We start from the raw sequence: 24,272 nt of genomic DNA, 5'->3' as shown, positions 1-24,272 counted from the left end.
ATCATTGACCGCATAATGTTGACAGAAACCTTTAAACTAGCGATGATTAGAATTGGTATGTCTATTATTTCTGAGTTTATACAAAAGAAGCCTCGACTTCTTAGTGGAGATATGCCTACAGGGCGTTTACATCTAGGACACTGGGTAGGTTCTGTAGAAAATAGAATTTCGCTACAGGATAAGTATGAATGTTATTTTTTGCTTGCTAACACTCACGCGTTTACTACACAAAATGTTAAAAAACCTAAATCGATTCACCAAAGTACATTGGATATTGCTCTCGATTATTTGTCAGTTGGGATAAATCCAGAAAAGAGCACAATTTTTATTGAGTCAGAAGTTCCAGCTATTTTTGAATTAATGGCATATTTTAGTATGCTAGTCCCATTTTCTCGATTAATACGAAATCCGACCATTAAAGATGAAATTCGGGAAAAAGAATTAGGAGATAACTATTCAATGGGTTTTTTGCTATATCCAATTATGCAAGTAGCTGATATTCTGTCAGTTCGCGCCGAAGTTGTTCCTGTAGGTGAAGATCAAGTACCTCATATTGAGTTAACTAGAAAAGTAGCTAGGCATTTTAATCAATTATATTGTGGAGTTAATACGCATATTGATGATAGAGATCATCTGCAAGCTAGTGGCTTATTTCCAATACCAGAAGCTAAAATTGGACGGATACGGAGATTAGTAGGCACTGGAGGGCCTGGAAAAAAAGGTCAATTACTGAAAATGAGTAAATCATTAAATAATGCGATTTTTTTAAGTGACTCTATAGATATAGTGCGAAAAAAAGTTATGGGTATGTACACCGATCCAAATCGTTTACATACAACGGATTGTGGCACTATCGAAAATAATCCTTTGTGGGTTTTACATGACGCCTTTAATCCAGATAAAATATGGGTAACAGAAGCAAAGCAACTCTATTGTGAAGGAAAGATTGGAGATGTGGAATGTAAAAATCGTTTAGTAGAGGTGCTATTAGAGTTTTTATCTCCCCTACAGCAACGTCGTGCTGAATATGAGACAGATTACACCTACGTGCGTAAAATTTTGCAGAATGGTACAGAGCGAGTTAACGCTATCGCAGAAGAAACACTATGTCTTGTAAAGAGGGCAACTTATCAAAATTATTTTTGAACATTGTAATCATTAGTGAATAATACAATACTTATTATTCACTGTGCTTTTGGCTAAACTAAGAAATATAATTACGACTCTTTTTATCAAGGTTGGTTTGATACAATAGAGATATCGGGAGATGTGCTAAATAATAAGTGTATTCCGTCATTTATGATTTATATTGTTGTGTGATGTTCAACCTTTTTCTCGTGAATAATTTATAAAAAAATTTCTCAATTGAAAACGTCAGATTAAGTGTTTCTTGGCAACAGCTGTTTACACGATTAGTAGTAAATCACTCTTATCTATAAGAGGCAAACACTAAGTGTTTACTTATTATAATTAATAACGATAGCAGTCAAACTTAAACGGTCCATTGCGGCAATCTACATTAATATAAGAAGCTTGTTTTTTCGTTAATTTTGTCAACTTAGCTCCTACGTGCGATAAATGGAGATACGCAACTTTCTCATCTAGATGTTTAGGCAATACAGATAAACCAATGGGATATTTTTCGGAATGTTTCCATAACTCTATTTGTGCTAACACTTGGTTAGTAAAAGAAATCGACATAATAAAGCTGGAGTGTCCTGCGGCACACCCTAAATTAACCAAGCGTCCTTCTGCTAAAATTGTCAATCGTTTTTCATTAGGAAGAATAACTTGATCAACTTGTGGTTTAATAGCGATCCATTGATATTTTTTTAAAGAATTGACGTCAATTTCCTTATTAAAATGTCCAATATTACATACAATAGCCTGATTTTTCATTTGAACCATATGTTCATGTGTTATAACATCAATATTACCAGTCGCAGTGACGAAAATGTCAGCAATTGGTGCCATCGCTTCCATAGTTGTAACTTGATATCCTTCCATAGAAGCTTGTAGAGCACAAATAGGATCGACTTCAGTAATGTAAACGATAGCGCCATACGAGCGTAGAGATTGTGCACAACCTTTACCTACATTTCCGTATCCACACACAACAACTCGTTTTCCTGCGATCATAATATTAGTTGCCCGTTTAATAGAATCAACAAGAGATTCACGACAACCATAAAGATTATCAAATTTTGATTTAGTCACAGAGTCATTTACGTTAATCGCAGGAAATTTTAGATTTTTTTGCTTGAACATTCTATAAAGTCGATGCACTCCTGTAGTCGTTTCTTCAGATACACCTCGAATCTCTTGGCACAATTTGGGGTGATTGTTTAGAACACACATAGTCAAATCTCCACCATCATCCAAAAGCATATTAGGTTTCCATCCACTAGGTCCCTCTAGAGTGGCATTGATACATTCCCAATACTCTTTCTCAGTTTCTCCTTTTCGGGCAAAAACAGGAATACCTTTTTTTGCAATAGCTGCAGCTGCGTGATCTTGAGTAGAAAAAATATTACATGATGACCATCGCACTTCAGCGCCGAGATCAATCAAAGTTTCAATTAAAACAGCTGTTTGAATAGTCATATGTATACAACCTGCAATACGAGCTCCTTTTAATGGTTTTTTTTCTTTATACTTTCGACGTAGAGCCATCAATCCAGGCATTTCTACTTCAGCGATTTCAATTTCTTGTCGACCCCAATTTGCTAAATTACTGTCGGTAATCCAAAAATTTTGATTCATTGTTATTTCCATGTTTAGAAATGTTAAGTAGTAACTAAAAATAAGCCAGCAGCTTCTCGCAGTACTTCAGCTTTATCTGTCTTTTCCCAAGTAAATTCTGGTTCTTCTCGTCCAAAATGACCATACGTAGCAGTGGTTTTGTAGATTGGTTGTAATAACCGCAGTTCTTCTACAATACGCCCAGGTCGAAGATCAAAGAATTCAATAATTAATTTCTGAATACGATCCTCATCAATCTTTGCAGTCCCAAAAGTTTCAATGCTAATTGAAGTAGGTTCAGCAATACCTATTGCGTAAGAAATTTGAACTTCACAACGATCTGCTAAGCCAGCAGCTACAATGTTCTTGGCAACATAACGAGCTGCATAAGTAGCTGAACGATCTACTTTTGAAGGGTCTTTTCCTGAAAAACAACCACCCCCATGACGAGCTACTCCCCCATAGGTATCAACAATAATCTTACGTCCTGTCAATCCACAATCACCAACGGGGCCACCAATAACGAAACGTCCCATAGAATTTATTAGAAATCGAGTTTCCTTACAAATCCAAGTCTGTGGAACAACTGGTTTAATGATTTCTTCAATTACAGCCTCTCGCAAATCTTTTTGATGAATATCTGGATGATGTTGTGTAGAAAAGACAATACAATCTATTGCCACAGGAACATCATTTTTATAACGAAGCGTAACTTGTGATTTAGCATCTGGGCGCAACCAAGAAAGAATACCTTCCTTTCGCAGCTTGGCTTGTCGACGAACTAATCGATGAGCATAAGTAATTGGGGCAGGCATAAGTACATCGGTTTCTGTAGAAGCATACCCAAACATCAAACCTTGATCTCCCGCGCCTAATAATGCTAAATTGCTAAATCTATTCATCCCTGCTGCAATATCTGGAGATTGTCTTCCAATAGCTGAAAGTACAGCACAAGTTCTTCCGTCAAAACCAATGTGAGGATCGTCATAACCAATCTGCAAAACTGTATTGCGAGTAATATGCTCTATGTCAGCCCAAGCACTAGTGGAGATTTCTCCAGCGACAAAAACCATGTCTGATTTTACGATAACTTCACAAGCGACTTTAGAATAAGGATCTTGACTGATAAGGGCATCTAAAATGGCATCAGAAATTTGATCAGCCACTTTGTCAGGATGGCCTTCCGAAACGGATTCTGAAGTAAACGAAGTCACACGCATTATACGCTCATAACCTGCTTAGTTAAATCTCATGTAAAGTTCGCAATAATATATTTTCAAAATAAAGGATTCATATTAATTTTTAATTAAATTCTAAATGAATTAGAACGATTAAGCATTGAATTTATAAAGAAAACCACATACGATATTATCACACTTAGTATTAACTAAATTTTCTTTAAACACTTCTAATAAAATAACTTTTAGCAATTTGTAAATCGCTGAAATTTTATATTAACATCTAAAAAATTTATCACTATCTGATAATCCTGTACAAAACGATGGATGGGAATTTTTGTAGTTATTTTTCTTTACTCTCAAAAGCCGTACTATTCGTACATGTTTTCTCGTTTTTTTCAAGGCAATTTCTATTAATATCAATTTTCTTCAAATATTCTTTGGAATAATCGGGTTTAATATTTATATAAGGTGTAAGATTTGAAGGGGAAGGGGAAGTGGAAGAAGATGGTTTAGGTAATTGCTTGATATCAACTACCATACTGCTACTTACTAATGTAGCGGCAACTGCACCATCCGATTTCTGAACACGATGTCTTGAAGAGTAATCTACTTTGACACCACCTCGATAACAATTTCGATAGCCTCCATTTCGAGACGCTCTACGATATAAACGCCTTCCTTCACTGCTCACATCGCTTTCGTTGTTTTTACTACTACCTTGAATATGATAACGTTTATTAGTCTCTTGCTGATTTACAGATGATGGAGATTTGATAGTATGTGATTCTCTTACACGATGATGTCTCCTTTCATTTTTTCTGCAAGATGATTGAATTAATCGATGAGGATTAGATGATGATACCCTAGAAAAGGGCGATTTTATGATTTCTTCGGTTCCAAACATTTTTGCCATCAATCGCTTGAATAAACCGCCACTAAAAGTCTTACGAGGAAAGCTCGATGCTGTCAATGGAGTTCCTGTGGACAAGAATTGCTGAATCACGGGTTCTGATGATGGTCTAATTTCTTGTTTTTTTGATGTTTCAGCTTTAAAAATTTTGGAAAGTTTATAACTAGGTATACCTTTACCATGTTCTAAGTTTTTTAGATCTATTCTAATTTGCTTCATCTGATAAAGTGGTGTTTCCATGTATTGATTAGGAATAATAGTTATTTTTACAGGATAATGTTTTTCAATAACACTTAAAGTTTCTCGTTTTTCATTAACGAGATAAATTGCCAAATCCACAGGTGCTTGTACCTGAAAATGAATATTTTTAACTTTAGAAGCTTGTTCCTGAATTAAATGAATAATAGAAAGTCCAAGAGATTCTATACTACGAATAGCACCCTCCCCTTCACAACGAGGACAAGTTATTTGAGTTGATCTATTTAGAGAAGAACGCAACCTCTGACGAGACATCTCTAGTAAACCAAATTTTGAAATCCGACCAATCTGAATACGAGCACGATCTTGTTTTAAAGCGTTACGTAAATAATGTTCAACTTCACGTTGATTACGAATAGGAGTCATATCAATAAAATCTATGACAATAAGTCCTCCGATATCTCGAATACGTAGTTGACGAGTAATTTCTTCAGCGGCTTCCAAATTTGTCAAAAGTGCTGTTTCTTCTATGCTTGCTCCTCTAGTAGATCGTGCTGAGTTAATATCAATGGCTACTAGGGCTTCACTATGATCAATAATTAAAGATCCTCCAGAAGGGAGACGAACTTCACGATGATGGGCATTTTCAATTTGTTGTTCAATTTGAAATCTACTAAAAAGAGGTAATTGATCACAGTAAAACTTTAAACGCCCAATAAATTGAGGACGAACCTGGCTAATATAGTGACAGGCATTTTGATAAGACCGCTCATTATCAATAAGAATTTCTTCAATATCTTGACGTAGATAATCCCGAATTGCACGAATGATAACATCACTTTCTTGATGAATAAGATAAGGTCCTGGTTTAGCAATTGCCGCTCGTTTAATAGCTTCCCAATAGCGCAATAAGATCTTTAAATCCCATGCAAGTTCTTCCTTTGCACGCCCGAGACCAGCGGTGCGCACAATCAAACCCATCCCCTCAGGAAGATTGAGTTGATTAATGGCTTCACGCAGTTGGTCGCGCTCTTCTCCTTCAATGCGACGTGAAATGCCACTTGCTTGTGGATTATTAGGCATTAAAACTAAAAAAGAACCTGCTAAACTGATAAAGGTGGTTAATGCAGCTCCTTTTGTTCCACGTTCTTCTTTCCCAACTTGCACAACAAGTTCTTGGCCTACTTTAAGCACTCGATTAATATCAATAGACTCAAACTCTTGAGACGAATCTTGGAGAAAATATTCGTGAGAAATTTCTTTTAATGGTAAAAATCCGTGTCTTTCACTACCATAATTAACAAATACTGCTCCTAAACTTGGTTCAATTCTAGTAATAACGCTTTTATAAATATTGGATTTTTTTTGCTCTTGACCGGGAATTTCGATATCAAGATCAATCAATTTAGAATCTGCAGTAATCGCTACACGCACCTCATCAAGTTGAGTTGCGTTAATCAGCATTCTTTTCATTTTTACAATCTATCCGATGGACAATTAACCTGCATTGCCTCAAAGTCCAAAATTACATAAACAATCTACTCATTATGCATTGGCACTTATCAAAGTTCGTATATCTTTTAGACCTTTTTAAAAAGATAATTTGAATAAATCTAATAAATTCATTGAAATTTTCATTAAACATTGAACATCGTATATTTTCTAATTTAAAGAGATTTGATAAGGGTATTATAAAACCTCTTCTGCACCAACACATGCCCTTATGCTCTATATAACATAGTAAAATCCACACTTAACTATATCAGGCTTTACTGCATAAAACCATATTATACAGTTTCAATTGAAACGATTTTTTACATAAAATATTATCTAGTAACGACGAATTAATACCCTCTGTTAAGGCTATAAAAGTGTTTCTTTTTCGAAAATAAATTAGCGAAGTAAAATAATTACAAGAGTCTTTTAAGTTAAATCTGTCATAACAGTTCTATAGCATTCTACATGCTACGAATAATACAGTTTCAATTAAAAACAGCGGCATTAGAATGATTGCTTAGTTATATGTTAAACAGCAATCTATTATCCCATATTGTAAGTAACGAGGATGTAATTGTAAGAGCAGTGTGTTATCACGCATTAAATCCGAAACTATTTTTCAAGCATTTAAATATAAACTACGATCTTTGATCGATAAAAACACGAAGTTTATTCACTGCATGATTTGAAAAGCAGACAACATTAATAAGCTAAGAAAAATATAAGCACAAAGTCATTGTTTATAACATTATTTTCTACTACTCTATCGAAAACTTTCAAGATATATCGCATAACATTAGGAGTATTAACTGCAACGTGAACGATACTTTATTATCTATTAGAGTCAGAAGAATTGAGCCCTCCGCTACAGTAAAAGTTACTGGTACAGCTATTAAACTAAAAAATCAAGGTCGTGATATAATTAATCTTGGAGCCGGTGAACCAGATTTTGATACGCCGTATCCGATCAAGCAATCAGCAATAGCAGCGATCCGTCAAGGGTTTACTAAATACACTCAGGTTGGAGGCACTGATGTTTTAAAAGAAGTCATTATCCAAAAATTAAAACGTGATAATCACTTAGATTACGAACCCAATGAAATCATTGTAAGTAATGGAGCAAAACAATCTATATACAACGCTGTTATGGCTGTATTAAATGCACGCGACGAAGTGATTATTCCAGCACCTTATTGGGTAAGTTATCCATCTATAGTAAAAATGGCTGAAGCAGTTCCAGTTATTGTAAAAACTACTTTTTTACAGAATTTCAAATTGACTCCTCAGAAACTAAAAAAAGCTATTACTGAAAAAACTCGTTTAATAATTTTAAATAGTCCAAGTAATCCTTCTGGAGCGGCTTACAGTCGGTTAGAATTAGAAACTCTGGCAAAAATACTGTTGCAGCATCCAAAGGTGTTTATTCTATCTGACGATATTTACGAATACATTTTATGGGGACAAGATTATTTTACAAACATTATCAATGTATGCCCTAAACTGCGTGATCGAACTGTTGTCATTAATGGTGTTTCTAAAGCGTTTGCTATGACAGGGTGGAGAATTGGTTATGCTGCTGGTCCTAAAATCATTATACAAGCAATGGAAAAAATACAATCTCAAAGTACTTCTTGTCCTAACACAATTGCTCAAGCAGCTGCAATTACAGCTCTAAAATACAACCGTAATGACTTTAATTATATGTACAAGGCTTATAAAATGCGCCACGATTTAATATTAAACAAACTAAACGAAATGAAAAATGTAAGATGTTTGTCTGCAAGCGGCGCTTTCTATCTTTTCCCAGACATGACAGAGGTAATTAAGCGACTAGGCTTTCTATCTGATATTGAATTCTCTACTTATTTACTCGATAAGGCTAATATAGCCGTAGTTCCTGGAAGTGCTTTTGGTTTTCCAGGCTATATTCGACTTTCTTGTACTGCCAGCAATGCCATACTAAGAAAAGCGATGAATCGATTAACAACTGTTCTGCAATAAATAAGTTGATTGATTATCATATTATTGACTAGTAATATACGAGACGATTTTATCCTAATAGCACTCCTCGGTAGCTCAGCTGGTAGAGCGGGTGGCTGTTAACCACTTGGTCGGGGGTTCGAGTCCCTCCCGAGGAGCCAGTGTTTTAGAATATAACGTTACTAATAACATATAGAAAAGATTGTTTAAAACCTGACTTTATAAAAAATTAAACTAAATTTTTATACAATTTCTCTGTCAAAGAAATTTTCTTATCTTAATTTAAAAAACTACCGTATTTTCCCATTCTTTTCTATTCCCAATACATCAGTCATAATTCGAGAAAATATAATCTTTTGTATAATTCATGGTTAACATTTAACAAGTACACCAAAAATTGGGATCTGAATCTCGTACTTATTTAAACAAGTAGAGTGTTTTACACGTTATATCTAGAAATTATCTTTATCTCTAGAAATCTAAAAATTCAATTAAATGTTATAGACAGATACATTTTTCTCAATGGTTAAGCAACTGAATATGATCTATTAAAAGTTGTAGTTTCTTACGTCCTCGGAATTCATTTATATCTAATCGATAGACTAACATTACGTACTGAAAGTAAAAATTCGGCCATTTTTGTAAATTAGCATGAAAAATAATTCCATCTATATAATATTTGCTTTTAGGCATTTGTAAAATTAATCTTAAATGTTGTTGACCTATAATGCGTTGATTAACTATTTTAAAACATCCATCAAACATAGGTTCAGGAAATCCATGCCCCCAAGGTGCAGCTTGCTCTATTAGTTCAGCAAGCTCAACGGTTAATTCTTCTGTAGTTAACGCTCCATCGGTTATTAACTTCGGCTGTAAATCTTCTTTTTTGGAATTTTTTCTCACTTCTTCAGAAAAAGCCCGTTGAAACTCTTTGTATCGACTTAAAGGTAAGCTAAGACCAGCTGCCATAGCGTGACCTCCAAATTTTTCTATCAGATTTGGATATTTAATTGAAATAATCTCTAACACATTACGTATATGTAGTCCATCAACAGATCGCGCAGATCCTTGTAAAATTCCTTTGCTTGTTTTTGAAAAAGCGATAATAGGTCGATTGATTTGCTCTTTTACTTGAGAAGCCACTAATCCTATCACACCTGGATGCCATGCTTTATTATATAAGCAGATACCGGGTGGTAATGGTAAACGATTTAGATAAAATTGATTGATAGAATCAAATGCTTCTTCTCGCATTCGAGAAGCAAGAACACGTCGTTCTTTATTTAAATCATCTAATTGACGAGCAATATATAAAGCTGTTTTTTTATTATCTGCTAAAAGACAATTAACACCTAGACTCATATCATCCAAACGTCCTGCTGCATTTAATCGTGGACCAACGGCAAAACTAAGATCAGTAGTACGTATTTTTTCTCGTTTACATCCAGCAATCTGCAATAACGCCAATATCCCTTCATGAGTTTGTCCTAATCGAATACGTTGTAGTCCGTGATATACCAATATACGATTATTTCTATCTAAAGGCACAACATCAGTTATAGTACCAAGAGCAACGAAATCAAGAAATTGCGCCATATTAGGATAATTGATATTGTGTTGTTTAAACCAATCATTTTTTTTTAGTTTTGCTCGAAGCGCTAGCATAAGATAAAAAGCTACTCCCACGCCAGATAAGCATTTGCTAGGAAATTTATCTTCTTTGCAATTAGGATCTATAATCGCGTAAGCGGGAGGTAATTGTTCGCTTGGTAGGTGATGATCAGTAATCAATACATCGATTCCTAATTGATTGGCTCTTACCACACCTGTATAACTTGAAATCCCGTTGTCAACCGTAATTATTAAGCTAGGTCTATTTTTTGAAGCTTTCTCTACAATGTCTGTCGTTAGTCCGTACCCATGAATAAATCGATTAGGAATTAAATAAGAAACGTTTTTCATTCCAAATGCACGCAAAGCTCTCACTACTAGAGCAGTACTTGTCGCACCGTCTACATCAAAATCTCCGACAACTGTAACATATTGTTGTGCTTTTATAGCCTGTATTAATCTTTCTGTTGCTTTATCGACACCAGATAATAAAGAATAGGATAATAAATTTTTCAATTCTCTAGACAATTCGTCTAGTGAACCGATATCTCTTGCTAAATAAATACGCTGTAAGACTGGATGCAAGTACTCAAGATCCTTATTTAATTTTGATACCTTACGTCGTATAATCTTTTTATTCACAATATTTCCTTTTTAAGGCTGGACTTTCATTTATCTAATTACAAAAATAATTATTGATATTTATAAAACTGTCTAAAATTATCACTATCATAAGTAGAAAATAAGGTATCCTTCACCGGTCTTTTTTCTCTTTTAAGAAAGATTAAGACGGAAACTCTCTTAAATCATTAGATAAAAATAGATCATAGTAATTCTTAGTGGTTTTCTTAGCGGTTTTGCTTAAGGAAATATTTTTTAGCTCCGCAACACGCTCAGCCGTGTAACGCACATATTTTGGTTCATTTTTTCTACCCCTAAATGGCACAGGGGTCAAATATGGAGCATCTGTTTCAATAAGCATTTTTTCTAGAGGAACATACTTGGCAACCTCAACAATATTTTTAGCATTTTTAAAAGTCACAATGCCAGAAAAAGAAATATAAAAACCCAGATTCATTGCCTGCCTTGCTGTTTCTATATCTTCCGTAAAACAATGCATTACTCCATTCACTGTTTCTGCTTTTTCTTCTTTCATAATTTGAATAGTATCTACTGAAGCATTGCGAGAATGAATAATCAATGGCTTAGAAAGTTTTATAGCGGCTTGAATATGGCAACGAAATCGATTTTTCATGATATCTACATTAACTTTACTATTATAATAATCCAAACCTGTTTCACCAATGGCAACTATCTTTGAATGGCTCGCTAATCTGATTAATTCTATTACAGTAGGTTCATGATCCACTATTTCACTAGGATGCAATCCTAAACTAGCGGAAATATTATCAAATTTTTCTGAAATTTCTATAATTTTGAATGCATTGATTAAATTACAACCAACACAGAGTATATGTTCAACACCTACGTTTTTTGCTTCTTCAACTAAAAGTTCTAATTTTCCTCCATAGGGAGTTAAATCAAGCATATCTAGATGACAATGGGAGTCAACTAACATTTTGTGTTTCTAACATTAAAAACAGTTCTTCTAAAAGCAATTGTGAATTCACGCTATTTAAACTTACGGTCACTTGCCATATTTCTTGTAACTTCTGTAATATGGTAAGTAACTTATCTCGAGATAAGACCAAGGAAAACTTCTGCAAAATTGAAAAGCAATCTGTGTTAAGCACAAAATCTGGACAATAAATTTGGAGACGAAGAACATCCATAAAGATAGTTGTTATAATATATAAAATTAATTTAGTATCTTCTTTTAATAAGAATTTTACAACATCTACAACCGATGTGCGTTGTGTAATTGTATTCATTAGTAATATTAATAGGCAGTCTCGTAACGGAAAATAATTTAACATTTCTAGTTTTATCGCCTCTAATGGAGCATGATATGCTAAAGCTAAAAGTTGAGATGCTTTACTTTTTTCTCTAATGCGTGCTTTTACCCATCGTAACATATTTTGATCAGAAGACGCTGTAAATACAATGCGTTGACATCGACTACGAACAGTTTGAGGAAGAACCGCAACTCGGTGAGTCACTAACATTAAAAGTACTGGTCCTAGGGGTTCTTCTAGCGTCTTTAAAAAAGCATTCGTTGCCGATATATTCATTGCTTCAACAGATGTTAAAATTACCACTTGACAACGACCTCGCTGTGAAGTCTTATTAAGTGCGGCAGTTATTTCACGAATTTGTGCAACTTCAATAGAACTATTTTTTTCTTTTATATCAATTATAAATAAATCTGGATGATGACCCAGACGAAATAATTGACAATCTCGACATACCTTACAAGCTTGTGTAGTATTTCTCTCACAAAGTATTAACTCTGCCACGGATTGGGCGAATATTAATTTGCCTAATCCACGGTTACCTGTTAAAAGTAAAGCATGTGGCATACATTCTTTCTGGTAATAAGACACAATGATATCCCACTGTTTCTGTTGCCATGGATAAATCATTTTCGGTTTTTAATTCTTGTACATGTTCTTTTTAAAGTTTTTTAATAATCGATTGATTGCTTTTCGTAGTCTCTTTTTAATTTTCAACAGATTTTGATTCGCGCAAATTACTTGAAAACGTTTTGGATCACATGCTACCTGAGCAAAATAACCTTCTCTCACTCGTTTAAAGAAAGCTAAACTGTCCACTTCAATACGGTCTTTTATCGCACGGCTCTTTATACGATTTAAACCAACTAAAACAGGAGCGTCTAGTAGAAAAGTAATATCAGGCTTTAAATTACCTTGAATCCATTGTGTTAATTCTTTAATGTATTTAATTGGAATACCACGGCCACTGCCTTGATAAGCAAAACTTGAATCAGTAAATCGATCAGACAGTACCCATTTTCCCTGAAGCAAAGCTGGCAGAATCACCTGTATAATATTTTGTGCACGACTAGCAAACATTAGCAACAATTCAGTATTTTGACACATCATCTCATTATAACATTTGAGCAATATGTCACGAATAGCCTCAGCAATAGGAGTGCCACCTGGTTCTCTAGTAACAACATAAGAAATATGGGCAACATCTAAATATTCACAAACATACTCAAGTGCAGTAGTTTTTCCCATGCCTTCAATTCCTTCGAAGGAAATAAAACGTCCTCTTTCACCGCTCATACTATTTTTATCTGTCATGAATTTCAATATTTACATATATAAAACAACGTGTTATAAAGAGAGAATTGTTAGTGACCCTCTTATGCATTTCGTTGATATTTTCTTACTGCTGTAAGATGAGACTGATAGGTAACCGAAAATTCGTGACCTCCATCTCCTCGAGCTACATAATATAAATCAGCGCTTCTTAAATCAGGATTTAAAGCAGCCCAAATGGATCTGTATGATGGCATATCGATTGGAGTTGGAGGTAATCCATGATTGCGATAAGTATTATATGGAGTATAAAAAGTGAGATCTTTTTTAGTAATTGGATTATTGTACGGCAAGCCCAATCCATACAGCACTGTAGGATCTATTTGTAACAACATACTTTTCTTTAGACGCCGTAAGATCACTCCAGAAATTTTGGCGTGCTCCTTTGGCAATGTGGCTTCTTTTTCTATTAAGGAAGCAACAATAAGTGCTTGATAAGAATTTTTATAAGGTAAACCCTTTTCTCGATTTTTCCAGATTTTCTTTAAAATCATTTGCATCCTATCATAAGCTCTATGCAATATCTGAAGGTCAGTGTCTCTCCAAGTAAAAAAATAAGTATCGGGAAAAAATAATCCCTCAGGATATCGGTTGTCTCCTAATTTTTCCATAATTTTTTGATCACTTAATTTATTAATTGTATGCCGAATATAGGAGTTTTCTTTTAACGTTTTTCTAACTTGATGAAAAGTCCATCCTTCAATAAAAGTAATACTTCGTTGTTTCGTATTTCCTGTGACAATATCGTTTAATAATTTTCGTAAGGTCGTGGTTTTTGTAATTTGATATTCTCCTGTCTTTAACAAAGGTGTATTTTCCATAAATCGAGTGCATAGAATAAAAATTCCTTTGTTTTTTATTAAACTGTGCTTCAACAAAAGATGTGCTAAATAACGAATACCTGTTCCGGACGGCACTTTAATAGTAATCGTTGATTGTTTGGTTTTTGCTGCTTCGCTCATGGGTATACGAGTAAAACGATACCATAAAATGGCAATCCACAACGCTAAAATTAGAACAGAAGTAATAACGATAGAGAAAAGAATTTTTCTAAGTAATGACATGAAATTAAGATTCAGGTTTTTTTAATACCAATGTACTATTGGTTCCCCCAAAACCAAAAGAATTTGACATCACTGTAGTAATTTTCATTTTACGTGCTATCTCAGGAACAAAATCCAAGTCACAATCTTTATCTAAATTCTCTAAATTAATTGTTGGCGGTACCACATTATCGCGAATTGCTAAAACCGAAATCACCGCTTCAACTGCACCCGCAGCTCCTAACATATGACCCATCATCGATTTCGTAGAGCTCACAGCTAATTTATAAGCATGACGTCCAAAAGTTTTTTTAATAGCTAATACCTCAAGATGATCTGCTGCTTGAGTAGAAGTACCGTGAGCGTTAATATAATCTATTACTTCAGGAGAAATCCTAGCATCGAATAAGGCATTCTTCATACAAGCATAAAAACCCTTTACATTTGGGTCTGGTGTCGTTATATGAAATGCATCACTACTCATACCAAAACCAATTACTTCTGCACAAATAGGAGCACCACGCTTTTTTGCATATTCTAACTCCTCCAACACTACCGATGCCGCTCCCTCACCTAATACAAACCCATCCCTATCTTTATCCCATGGACGACTAGCTTTTTCAGGCTCGTCGTTTCGTGTAGAAAGCGCTCGAATAGCTGAAAATCCACCAATCCCTAAGGCAGTTGTAGCCATTTCACTTCCTCCTGCTATCATTACATCTGCGTCATTATACGCAATAATTCTGGCGGCATGTCCAATATTATGAAGACCTGTAGCACAAGCAGTAACGAGAGAAATATTAGGACCTTGTAAATTATGATTTATAGATATTATCCCTGGTGCCATATTAATAATAGCACCAGGGATAAAAAAAGGAGAAACTTTACGCGGCCCATCGCGCAACAACACCTGATGATACTTTTCAATCCAAGGCATACCGCCAATCCCAGAGCCAATAGCGACACCTATTCGAGAAGCATTACTTTCATTGATAATAAGACCAGAGTCTTCAATAGCTTGTCGAGAAGCTTCTACGGCAAACTGAACAAAGACATCAGTATGACGTACTTTTTTGGAATCTAAAGACAAATTCGGATTAAAATTTTTCACTTCCGCTGCAATTCGTGTAGGGAATGCAGAGGCATCAAAACGAGTAATACGAGCCACTCCGCTCTTTCCTCTTAAAAGTGCGGTCCACATTTCAGGCACACTGTTCCCTATTGGGGTTACAGCTCCTAATCCTGTGATTACAACACGCCTCTCCCCTATCAACCTTAGTTTTCCTCGAAAGCATTAAAAAACATACTAAAACAATTAACTAATATTCTTACTTGTGGAATGCAACTTAACATAATCAATTGCTTGTTGAACGGTCGTTAGCTTTTCTGCCGCTTCGTCTGAAATTTCAATATCGAATTGTTCTTCTAACGCCATTACTAACTCAACCGTATCTAAGGAATCGGCACCAAGATCATCTACAAAGGAGGCATCGTTAGTAACCTCTTCTTCCTTTACTCCTAATTGCTCGACGATAATCTTTTTAATACGCTCTTCAACTGTTGCCATATCTCGGGCTCCCTTTTCAAATACTAAAAAACTGTAAATAATACATGCTAATAAAAATGTTCATTACACTACTTTCAAGCGTTATACCATACACATTCCACCGTTAATATGCAATGTCTCTCCTGTTATATATCCTGCTTCTTCAGAGGATAAATAAACTACAGCTCCAGCAATTTCTTTTGGAAGTCCCATACGCTTCATTGGAACTCTAGATAAAATAGATTTTTGTTGCTCTATTGATAAAGCTTCCGTCATTTCTGTTTTAATGAATCCTGGAGCAACACAATTTGCCGTAATGCCATAGATAGCATGTTCCATAGCAACAACTTTTGTGAGTCCAATAAGACCAGATTTAGCAGCTACATAATTTGCTTGTCCAAGATTTCCTGTTATCGCCACAACAGAAGTAATATTGATGATTCGACCCCATCGATTTTTAATCATCGGCTTCAAGCAAGCTTTTATTAAATGAAAAACACCGTACAAATTGGTCTCAAGAACAGATTTCCATTCTTCATATTTCATGCGAAGTATAATATTATCTTTAGTAATTCCAGCGTTGTTAATCAAGATGTTTGGAAAGTCAAAACTGTTTCGAATCTGTGTCAAGACAGTTCTGATAATTTCCTTCTGATTACAAACGTTTAGAATATACCCCCTTCCTTTAAAACTTCCTTTAGACAGAAATTGGGTAATTTTATAGGCGCCTTCTTGAGAAGTAGCAGTTCCAAGAACAACAGCACCTCGAAGACCAAAAGCTTTGGCAATTTCTAATCCGATACCACGAGATGCACCTGTAATTAATACCACTTTTCCCTTTAAAGACATATCATTTCTAGTTTCCTCATTTGCTGTTAAAAAGCTTTCTTTACTTGATCAATAGCAGATAAAATTAGTTTTGTAGCGGTGAGTGGAAACGTTTTACTGTGGCGCTCTATACAACTGTTTAATCCTGCTAATTTATTATTCGGACCGCATTCTCCAAATAGTTTTATCCCACGTCCCGTCATTTTCTGTATAGTTTCTACCCATCGTACAGGATCCACGAGTTGTTTTACTAGAGCACTACGAATTGATTCAGTGCCTTGATGCTCTAATACATCCACATTATGAATTACAGGAATTCTCGGTGAAATCACTTTTACTTTAGCTAAGTCATACGCAAGACGTTCAGCTGCTGGTTGCATTAAAGAAGAGTGAGATGGAACACTAACAGAAATATGTTTAGCAATTTTAGCACCTTTAACTCGAGCCAAAGCAAGAGCACGATCCACCGCCAACGTATCTCCTGATATTACAGTCTGAATAAGAGAGTTTAAATTAGCAGGTCTAACTATCAAATTTTTCGACGATTCTTCACATATGTCTTCGATCTGTGATTTACTCAATCCAATAATAACTCCCATTGATCCTTTTCCAATAGGCGCTGCTTCTTGCATATAAATTCCCCGATTTTTTACTAATGCAACAGCATCTGTAAATGTTATTGCCTTTGCACAAACCAAAGCCGTATATTCTCCTAAACTATGACCGGCCATCATTTGAGGTTGAGGTCCGCCTAGAACTTTCCAGCATCGAAAGACAGAGACACCAGCTACTAAAAGAGCTGGTTGTGTGAATTGAGTTTGGTCTAGTTTCTCTTTTGGTCCCTTTTGTGTTAATAACCACAAATCATACCCCAAAACAGAAGACGCTTCGTAAAACGTTTCTTCAACGATAGACTGCTCTTTCGCTAATTCTTTGAGCATGCCCAAATACTGCGACCCCTGACCAGGAAATATCAAAGCAAACGGCTGAGACACTCTAACTATTTTCCTCTAATACCTCAATAGGGCAGCTCCCCATACCAATCCTGCCCCTAAAGCTTCTAACAATAAAGTTTCACCACGTTTTATCTTCCCGGACCGCACAGCAACATCTAAAGCCAAAGGAATAGAGGCAGCGGAAGTATTTCCATGTTCTTGAATAGTTAAAATTACTCTTTCTAGAGGTAAACTAAGACGTTTAGCCATTGCTTTTATAATCCGCATATTTGCTTGGTGTGGTATTAACCAATCAATATCTGATTTTCTAAGGCCACTCTTTTTTACAGTTTCATCAATAATCTCGCCCAATTTAGTTACAGCTACTTTAAAAACTTCACTACCTTGCATTCGTAATAAAAATTTGTTCAGTTGATGATCCCATATAGGATTTTTAGAAGTAATTAAATCTGAATAGTTTCCATTGGCGTGCAGAATAGTCTTAATAAATCCTGGTTCTCTATCAGCTTTTAAGATTACAGCTCCTGCCCCATCTCCAAATAAGATACACGTGCTGCGATCTTTCCAATCTACTATTTTTGTTAACGCATCTACTCCAATAATTAAAACGGTCTTAGCGTCTCCTGTGCGAATGTATTGATCTGCAACGCTTATTCCATATACAAACCCTGCACATGCAGCATTCAAATCAAATGCAGAAATATCATTTCTTAGGTTTAAATATCTTTGCACTAGACAAGCTGTGCTTGGAAAGTAATATTCTGTGGTAGTAGTTCCTACAATAACCATGTCAATGGTGGCAGGGTTAATTCCAGACATTTCTATAGCACGCTTAGAAGCATCGACCGCCATTGTTGTGGTACTGTCAGCACTGGTGCCAATAATATGACGTTCTTTTACTCCAACTCGTCTCATTATCCATTCGTCTGAAGTGTTTACCATACGCTCTAAATCTGTATTACTGAGAACTTTCTCTGGAATGTAACTGCCAACTCCTTGAATGCGCGAATACATCATGAGATCTTAGATTCCTCTAAGAAACTACCAACTCTTTCTTTTATAAGTTTGGGGATATTTTTATCAATCTCAAAAATAGCTTCTTCTACCGCTGAAAAGAAACCATAAATATTGGCGCTTCCATGACTCTTTATCACGATCGCATTTAATCCTAAAAAAGTTGCTCCATTATAACGTTCCGGATCTATTTTTTGTATTAAACGTTTAAAAATAGGAATGGCAGGAAACATCATTAACTTAGTCCACCAAGCTTCTTTAAAAGCAGAACGAGCGTATTGAGTTAACAACTGTATTACTCCTTCCATAGCTTTTAATACAACATTTCCCACAAAACCATCACAAACTACTACATTAGCAATGTTATTGAAGATAGAGTCACCTTCTATATATCCAATGTAATTAATTACCTTGCTTTTCTCAAAAAGTCCGTTAGCCTTTTTTACTAATTCATTTCCCTTAATCTCCTCTTCACCTATATTTAACAACCCTACTTTTGGACGCTGAAGATCATCAGAAGCTGTCACTAAAATTGATCCCATTACAGCGAATTGGTATAAATTTTCCGGACTGGAATCGACGTTAGCACCTAAATCTAAAACTCGGACTTCCTGTGCATTCTTGGTAGGAAACGAAGCAACGATAGCTGGCCGATCAATACCAGGCAACGTTTTTAAAACATGTCGAGCAGTTACCATCAAAGCGCCTGTATTTCCAGCGCTAACACAAGCTTGTGCTCGACCTTCTTTGACTAAATTTATAGCCACTCGCATAGAAGAATGTTTCTTTGTTCGAAGAACTTGAGAAGGAATTTCATCCATGGAAACTTCCTCGTCAGCATGTATAATTCTCCATCGGTCTCCTACTGTATCACTCTCATCGTTCACTAATAAAGGGCGCAACTGCTCCTCTTTGCCTACTAAAAGAATCTTTACATCTGGATATTTTTTAAGAATCAACAATGCTGCAGGAACAACAACTTTAGGACCGTGATCACCACCCATAGCGTCCAATGCAATCGTCTTCATTGTACAATATTACTCTTCACCCTTACGAGACTTTTCCAAAATAACAACTCTACGACCCCTATAATACCCTGTTGGACTAATATGATGTCGCAAATGCATTTCACCAGTCAAAGGATCTTGAGATATTAAAAATCTTTGTAAAGTATCGTGTGAACGACGCATATCGCGCCTTGAGCGAGTTTTACGTCTTTTCTGTACTGCCATACCTAATATACAATCTCCAAATTTTACAGATATTGATTGTTGTATTGATCCCGCTTATACAATTACTTTTCTGTATATTGAGGTTTTACCTAATTCTTTATTTACATATCCCTTTCCTATTATACGTAGAGTTCTACGTTATACCATGCCCGATTGCTTTACTACAATGTTTTTCTAGATATGCCTAGAGATAGTTTGAAATTAATAAATAAAATCTAGAATCACTTTTAAATAAACTATTATTTTAACAAACTGTTTGTAGAGAACGTCGCGATTCTTATTTAGAACTCGTACTTTCTAAAAATTATCTAACAAGCGTTAGAGTTCAAGAAAACATTAGTTCTTCACATGACGTTGTGTATTGAGGTTTTATTATACATAGTAATATTTTATCCTAAAATTGGGAACGCATATTCTACATACATATACGCTAACTATATATTTTAATAATACCTAATGCGTTTTCAAATACAAGATTATGTACTTAATTTATGGAAAGATAATAGCGTTAAACACTGGGAAAAAGAAGTAAAGAATATTTCCCTTATCTTTAAAATAAGATATGATGTGACGTTAATGATTCATTTTTAAGAAAAATAGAGTCGTATCGTATGATAGAACTTGCACGCGAGATTATTCCAACTGCCATCGAAGATGAGCTACAACAATCTTATCTAGATTACGCAATGAGTGTAATTGTCGGTAGGGCGTTGCCTGATATACGAGATGGATTAAAGCCGGTACATCGTCGTATCCTCTATGCAATGAATGAATTAGGAAATGATTGGAACAAACCGTATAAAAAATCAGCTCGTATTGTAGGAGATGTGATTGGTAAATATCATCCTCACGGTGACGTTGCTGTTTATGATGCAATTGTAAGAATGGCACAAGTTTTTAGTCTTCGTTATTTGCTTATTGATGGTCAAGGTAATTTTGGTTCAGTTGATGGTGATGCACCCGCAGCCATGCGTTATACAGAAATTCGTTTATCTCGATTTGCCCATGCTTTAATGGCAGATATTGAAAAGGAAACTGTAGATTATACGCCTAATTACGACGAGACAGAAATGATACCATCAGTACTTCCTGCACGTATTCCAAATTTACTGGTTAATGGCTCTTCAGGTATTGCAGTAGGAATGGCAACTAATATTCCACCTCATAATTTAAACGAAGTTATCAATGCTACTTTAGCATTGATTAATGATGCAGATTTAACTGTAGAAGAACTTATGTACCATGTGCCAGGACCAGATTTTCCAACCTCAGGAATTATTAATGGTCACAGTGGTATTGTCCAAGCTTATAAAACTGGACGAGGGCGAATCTGTGTACGCGCAAAAGCTGACATAGAAACAATAAAAGGCGGTCGTTCGCAAATCATTATCTCTGAGCTTCCTTATCAAGTAAATAAGGCCCGTTTGTTAGAAAAGATAAAAAGACTAGTACAAGAAAAAAAAATTGAAGGAATCTCTGTATTGCGCGACGAATCTGATAAGTGCGGTATGCGTATAATGATTGAAGTAATTCGAGGTGATCACGCTGAAGTTGTTCTCAATAATTTATATTCTCAGACTCAATTACAAACTGTATTTGGAATTAATATGGTAGCTTTGGATGAAGATGGTCAACCACGCGTTTTAAATTTAAAGCAACTACTCAGTGCTTTTTTACAACACCGTCGAGATGTCGTGATGCGTCGTACTCTGTTCGAATTACGGAAGGCTCGTAAAAGAGCGCACGTTCTAGAAGGACTCTGGATTGCACTAACAAACATTAATGAAATCATTAATTTAATCAAAGAAACAAAAACTCCAAAGATTTCTAAAGAAAGATTATCAACAAAAGTTTGGCAACCTGGAAAGGTATTAAATTTATTAAAAAAGTTTGGAAACAATCGTACTCGTCCAGAAAATCTGGATGCAAAATACGGATTACAAACTGATGGTTATCGTATATCACTAGTGCAAGCACAAGCTATCCTGGATTTGCGTTTGCATCGTTTAACTAGACTTGAAAGTAATCAAATTTCTGAGGAGTACATTACTTTAATAGATCATATTAGCACATTAACCTCTATTATTTCCGACTCTGATAAATTGCATCAAGTCATTCGAGATGAGTTAATTGAAATAAAAGCTCGATTTGGTGATGAGCGTCGAACTAAAATCTTCGATGTGCAATTGGATTTAACAAACGAAGATCTAATTCCTGAAGAATCTTTAGTCGTAACGTTATCCTACAGTGGTTATATTAAATCTCAATCATTAAGTAGCTATCAGGCTCAACATCGAGGAGGAAGAGGTAAGATGGCTACAGCAGTAAAAGATCAGGATTTTGTTAAAAGTATCTTAGTAGCAAATTCGCACGATACAATTCTGTGTTTCTCAACTTATGGCAAGGTGTATTGGCTCAAAGTTTATCAGGTACCACAGAGTAGCCGGGTTTCATATGGACGACCGGTCGTTAATTTACTCCCTTTATCTGATGACGAATATATTTCTGCTATATTACCTATACGCTATTGTAATAAATCTCATTTTATTTTTATGACTACTGCTAAGGGTTCTGTAAAAAAAGTCGTATCGTCTGAATTTTTTCAATCTAGAATGAATGGAAAAATTGCATTGACATTAAAAACAGAAGATCGATTAGTAGGAGTTGATATCACAGATGGCAATAAGGAAGTAATGTTAATAACTGATGCCGGTAAAGCCATCCGTTTTCATGAGAGCGAAGTGCGTGCAATGGGGCGTACAGCACATGGAGTATGTGGAATTAAATTAAAAGAAAATCAGAGCGTTATCTCTTTGATTATTGTAAAACCAGGTGGATATATTTTAACAGCGACTTCACACGGTTATGGACAACGTACCGCTATAGAGAGTTATCGCTCAACAAGTCGAGGTGGCCAGGGTGTTATCGCTATTCGAATTAATCGTCGTAACGGAAATGTAGTCTCTGCTACTCAAGTATTTAATAATTATGAAGTGTTACTGATTAGTAATAAAGGTACTTTAGTTCGAATTCGTGTCAATGAAGTTTCACAAATGGGAAGAAACACTCAAGGAGTTCGACTGATACAGTTAGCACAAGAGGAAATACTGGTTGGAATGGAAGCTATTTCAGTAGAGGAATTAATCAAACAATAATAAAGTAGTAATAAAATCGTATTTTACACTATTTTTATGTCACGAATTTATAATTTTTCAGCCGGCCCAGCTATGTTACCAGAAACGGTTCTTTCTACAGCAAGTGATGCGTTGTTAGATTGGCATGGTATTGGCATGTCGATAGCAGAAGTTCCACATCGTGGTATAGAATTTAAAGAAATCATGGAAGAATCGAAGCAAAATCTTAGGGAACTATTAACTATTCCAAAAAATTATCGGATTTTATTTATGCAAGGTGGAGCGCGATTACAATTTTCTATGGTACCAATAAATTTAACCGATAAATGTGAAACGGCAGTTTATGTTGACTCGGGAATTTGGTCTCAAAAAGCCATAGAAGAAGCAAAACGACATTGTAATCTCCATATCGCAGCAAGTGCTAAGGAATCTAATTATACAACTATTCCTAATCAAAACGATTGGGATGTCTACAAAAAAGCAGCGTATTTATATTACGTAAGCAATGAAACAGCAAATGGGTTGGAATTTTCTTTTATTCCAAAAACAAACTTAACTCTAGTATGTGATATGTCATCAAATTTATTATCTCGTCCTTTTGATATATCACGATACGGATTAGTCTTTGCTTGTGCTCAAAAAAATATGGGCATTTCTGGGTTAACGATTATTATTATTCGTAAAGATTTATTAAATCGAAATTCTATTTTAGAAACCCCTAGTTTTTTGCACTATTCTTTGCATGATAAAGAAAATTCATTGTGGAATACACCGCCAACTTTTACTTGGTATATTACTGGTTTAGTTTTTAAATGGATAAAAAAACAAGGTGGTGTTTTAGCTCTTTCTAAACGTAATAGTCGAAAAGCGAAGAAATTATACGATGCTATTGATAGCAGCGGATTTTACCATAACATTATTGACCCTGATTATCGTTCGCGGATGAACGTTATTTTTACATTAATAGATAAGAACCTTAATTTGCTCTTTTCTAAAGAAGCTTTAAAAAATGGATTAGCTAACTTAAAAGGTCATCGTTTAATTGGAGGTATGCGAGCTAGTATTTACAATGCAATGCCAGAATCTGGAATCGATAACTTAATTGATTTTATGCAATATTTTGAAAAAAAACACGGATAAAGTAAGTAAATACAT

The 24,272-nt window shown here is 35.2% G+C and carries 18 protein-coding genes, 1 tRNA gene and 1 pseudogene; 5 read left to right on the top strand and 15 right to left on the bottom strand.

Going from position 1 to position 24,272, the window contains the following annotated elements; translation table 11 throughout:
• Positions 1-15 precede the first annotated feature (15 nt).
• Positions 16-1,146, top strand: a complete 1,131-nt coding sequence (gene trpS / locus Z664_RS02970; protein WP_230206104.1) for a tryptophan--tRNA ligase — start codon at positions 16-18, stop codon at positions 1,144-1,146.
• Between the two features lie 324 nt (positions 1,147-1,470).
• On the opposite strand, the gene ahcY is transcribed toward trpS, so the two are convergent.
• The 3 genes and pseudogenes from ahcY to Z664_RS02955 all read right to left on the bottom strand — a co-directional run.
• Positions 1,471-2,775, bottom strand: coding sequence for an adenosylhomocysteinase (gene ahcY / locus Z664_RS02965; protein WP_039670146.1), 1,305 nt, complete (start codon positions 2,773-2,775; stop codon positions 1,471-1,473).
• A gap of 11 nt (positions 2,776-2,786) precedes the next feature.
• Positions 2,787-3,962: a methionine adenosyltransferase gene (metK, locus tag Z664_RS02960; RefSeq protein WP_039670145.1), complete on the bottom strand. Its 1,176-nt coding sequence runs from the start codon at positions 3,960-3,962 to the stop codon at positions 2,787-2,789.
• Positions 3,963-4,809: 847 nt separating this feature from the next.
• Positions 4,810-6,504 (bottom strand): annotated as a pseudogene (locus tag Z664_RS02955) (Rne/Rng family ribonuclease); the annotation flags it as partial.
• Between the two features lie 840 nt (positions 6,505-7,344).
• On the opposite strand from Z664_RS02955, the gene Z664_RS02950 reads away from it, so the two are divergent.
• Positions 7,345-8,529, top strand: coding sequence for a pyridoxal phosphate-dependent aminotransferase (locus Z664_RS02950; RefSeq protein WP_039670144.1), 1,185 nt, complete (start codon positions 7,345-7,347; stop codon positions 8,527-8,529).
• 64 nt (positions 8,530-8,593) lie between these two features.
• Positions 8,594-8,669: transfer RNA gene (locus Z664_RS02945), tRNA-Asn, on the top strand.
• A 358-nt stretch (positions 8,670-9,027) separates the two neighbouring features.
• Here Z664_RS02945 and recJ read toward each other — a convergent pair.
• The 12 genes from recJ to rpmF all read right to left on the bottom strand — a co-directional run bounded on the left by recJ (position 9,028) and on the right by rpmF (position 19,983).
• Positions 9,028-10,761: a single-stranded-DNA-specific exonuclease RecJ gene (gene recJ / locus Z664_RS02940; protein ID WP_039670143.1), complete on the bottom strand. Its 1,734-nt coding sequence runs from the start codon at positions 10,759-10,761 to the stop codon at positions 9,028-9,030.
• A gap of 142 nt (positions 10,762-10,903) precedes the next feature.
• A complete protein-coding gene (locus Z664_RS02935; protein ID WP_039670142.1) occupies positions 10,904-11,698 on the bottom strand; it encodes a TatD family hydrolase in 795 nt (264 codons plus the stop codon).
• On the bottom strand, positions 11,688-12,662 hold the full coding sequence (locus tag Z664_RS02930; RefSeq protein WP_039670141.1) for a DNA polymerase III subunit delta': 975 nt from the start codon (positions 12,660-12,662) through the stop codon (positions 11,688-11,690). The genes Z664_RS02935 and Z664_RS02930 overlap by 11 nt, the downstream gene beginning before the upstream one ends.
• Positions 12,663-12,671: 9 nt before the next feature.
• Positions 12,672-13,346, bottom strand: coding sequence for a dTMP kinase (gene tmk / locus Z664_RS02925; protein ID WP_230206103.1), 675 nt, complete (start codon positions 13,344-13,346; stop codon positions 12,672-12,674).
• 62 nt (positions 13,347-13,408) lie between these two features.
• Entirely contained in the window at positions 13,409-14,428 is a 1,020-nt protein-coding gene (mltG, locus tag Z664_RS02920) for an endolytic transglycosylase MltG (protein ID WP_039670140.1), read from the bottom strand.
• Positions 14,429-14,432: 4 nt separating this feature from the next.
• Positions 14,433-15,677 (bottom strand): beta-ketoacyl-ACP synthase II, encoded by a 1,245-nt coding sequence (fabF, locus tag Z664_RS02915; RefSeq protein WP_039670282.1) that lies wholly within the window; start codon positions 15,675-15,677, stop codon positions 14,433-14,435.
• Between the two features lie 45 nt (positions 15,678-15,722).
• The gene (gene acpP / locus Z664_RS02910) at positions 15,723-15,974 is read right to left on the bottom strand and encodes an acyl carrier protein (protein WP_039670139.1); all 252 of its coding nucleotides are present in this window, start codon (positions 15,972-15,974) and stop codon (positions 15,723-15,725) included.
• An 81-nt stretch (positions 15,975-16,055) separates the two neighbouring features.
• Positions 16,056-16,802 carry a beta-ketoacyl-ACP reductase gene (locus tag Z664_RS02905; protein WP_039670138.1) on the bottom strand — a complete coding sequence of 249 codons (747 nt, stop codon included), beginning with the start codon at positions 16,800-16,802 and terminating at the stop codon, positions 16,056-16,058.
• A gap of 26 nt (positions 16,803-16,828) precedes the next feature.
• Positions 16,829-17,776 (bottom strand): ACP S-malonyltransferase, encoded by a 948-nt coding sequence (gene fabD / locus Z664_RS02900; RefSeq protein ID WP_039670137.1) that lies wholly within the window; start codon positions 17,774-17,776, stop codon positions 16,829-16,831.
• A 15-nt stretch (positions 17,777-17,791) separates the two neighbouring features.
• Positions 17,792-18,754, bottom strand: coding sequence for a beta-ketoacyl-ACP synthase III (locus Z664_RS02895; RefSeq protein ID WP_039670136.1), 963 nt, complete (start codon positions 18,752-18,754; stop codon positions 17,792-17,794).
• Positions 18,751-19,779 (bottom strand): phosphate acyltransferase PlsX, encoded by a 1,029-nt coding sequence (gene plsX, locus Z664_RS02890; protein ID WP_039670135.1) that lies wholly within the window; start codon positions 19,777-19,779, stop codon positions 18,751-18,753. The genes Z664_RS02895 and plsX overlap by 4 nt, the downstream gene beginning before the upstream one ends.
• Positions 19,780-19,788: 9 nt before the next feature.
• Positions 19,789-19,983, bottom strand: coding sequence for a 50S ribosomal protein L32 (rpmF, locus tag Z664_RS02885; protein WP_039670134.1), 195 nt, complete (start codon positions 19,981-19,983; stop codon positions 19,789-19,791).
• Positions 19,984-20,594: 611 nt separating this feature from the next.
• On the opposite strand from rpmF, the gene gyrA reads away from it, so the two are divergent.
• Together gyrA and serC are read left to right on the top strand one after the other, a co-directional pair.
• Complete coding sequence (gene gyrA, locus Z664_RS02880; protein WP_039670133.1) at positions 20,595-23,138, top strand: DNA gyrase subunit A; 2,544 nt, start codon at positions 20,595-20,597, stop codon at positions 23,136-23,138.
• A 36-nt stretch (positions 23,139-23,174) separates the two neighbouring features.
• Positions 23,175-24,257, top strand: a complete 1,083-nt coding sequence (serC, locus tag Z664_RS02875; RefSeq protein WP_039670132.1) for a 3-phosphoserine/phosphohydroxythreonine transaminase — start codon at positions 23,175-23,177, stop codon at positions 24,255-24,257.
• Positions 24,258-24,272 lie beyond the last annotated feature (15 nt).

The sequence above is a fragment of the Coxiella endosymbiont of Amblyomma americanum genome (assembly GCF_000815025.1).
In the GTDB taxonomy this organism is placed as follows: domain Bacteria; phylum Pseudomonadota; class Gammaproteobacteria; order Coxiellales; family Coxiellaceae; genus Coxiella.
Note: the sequence above shows the minus strand (reverse complement) of the source record. Positions and strands in the feature narration are given on the sequence as shown.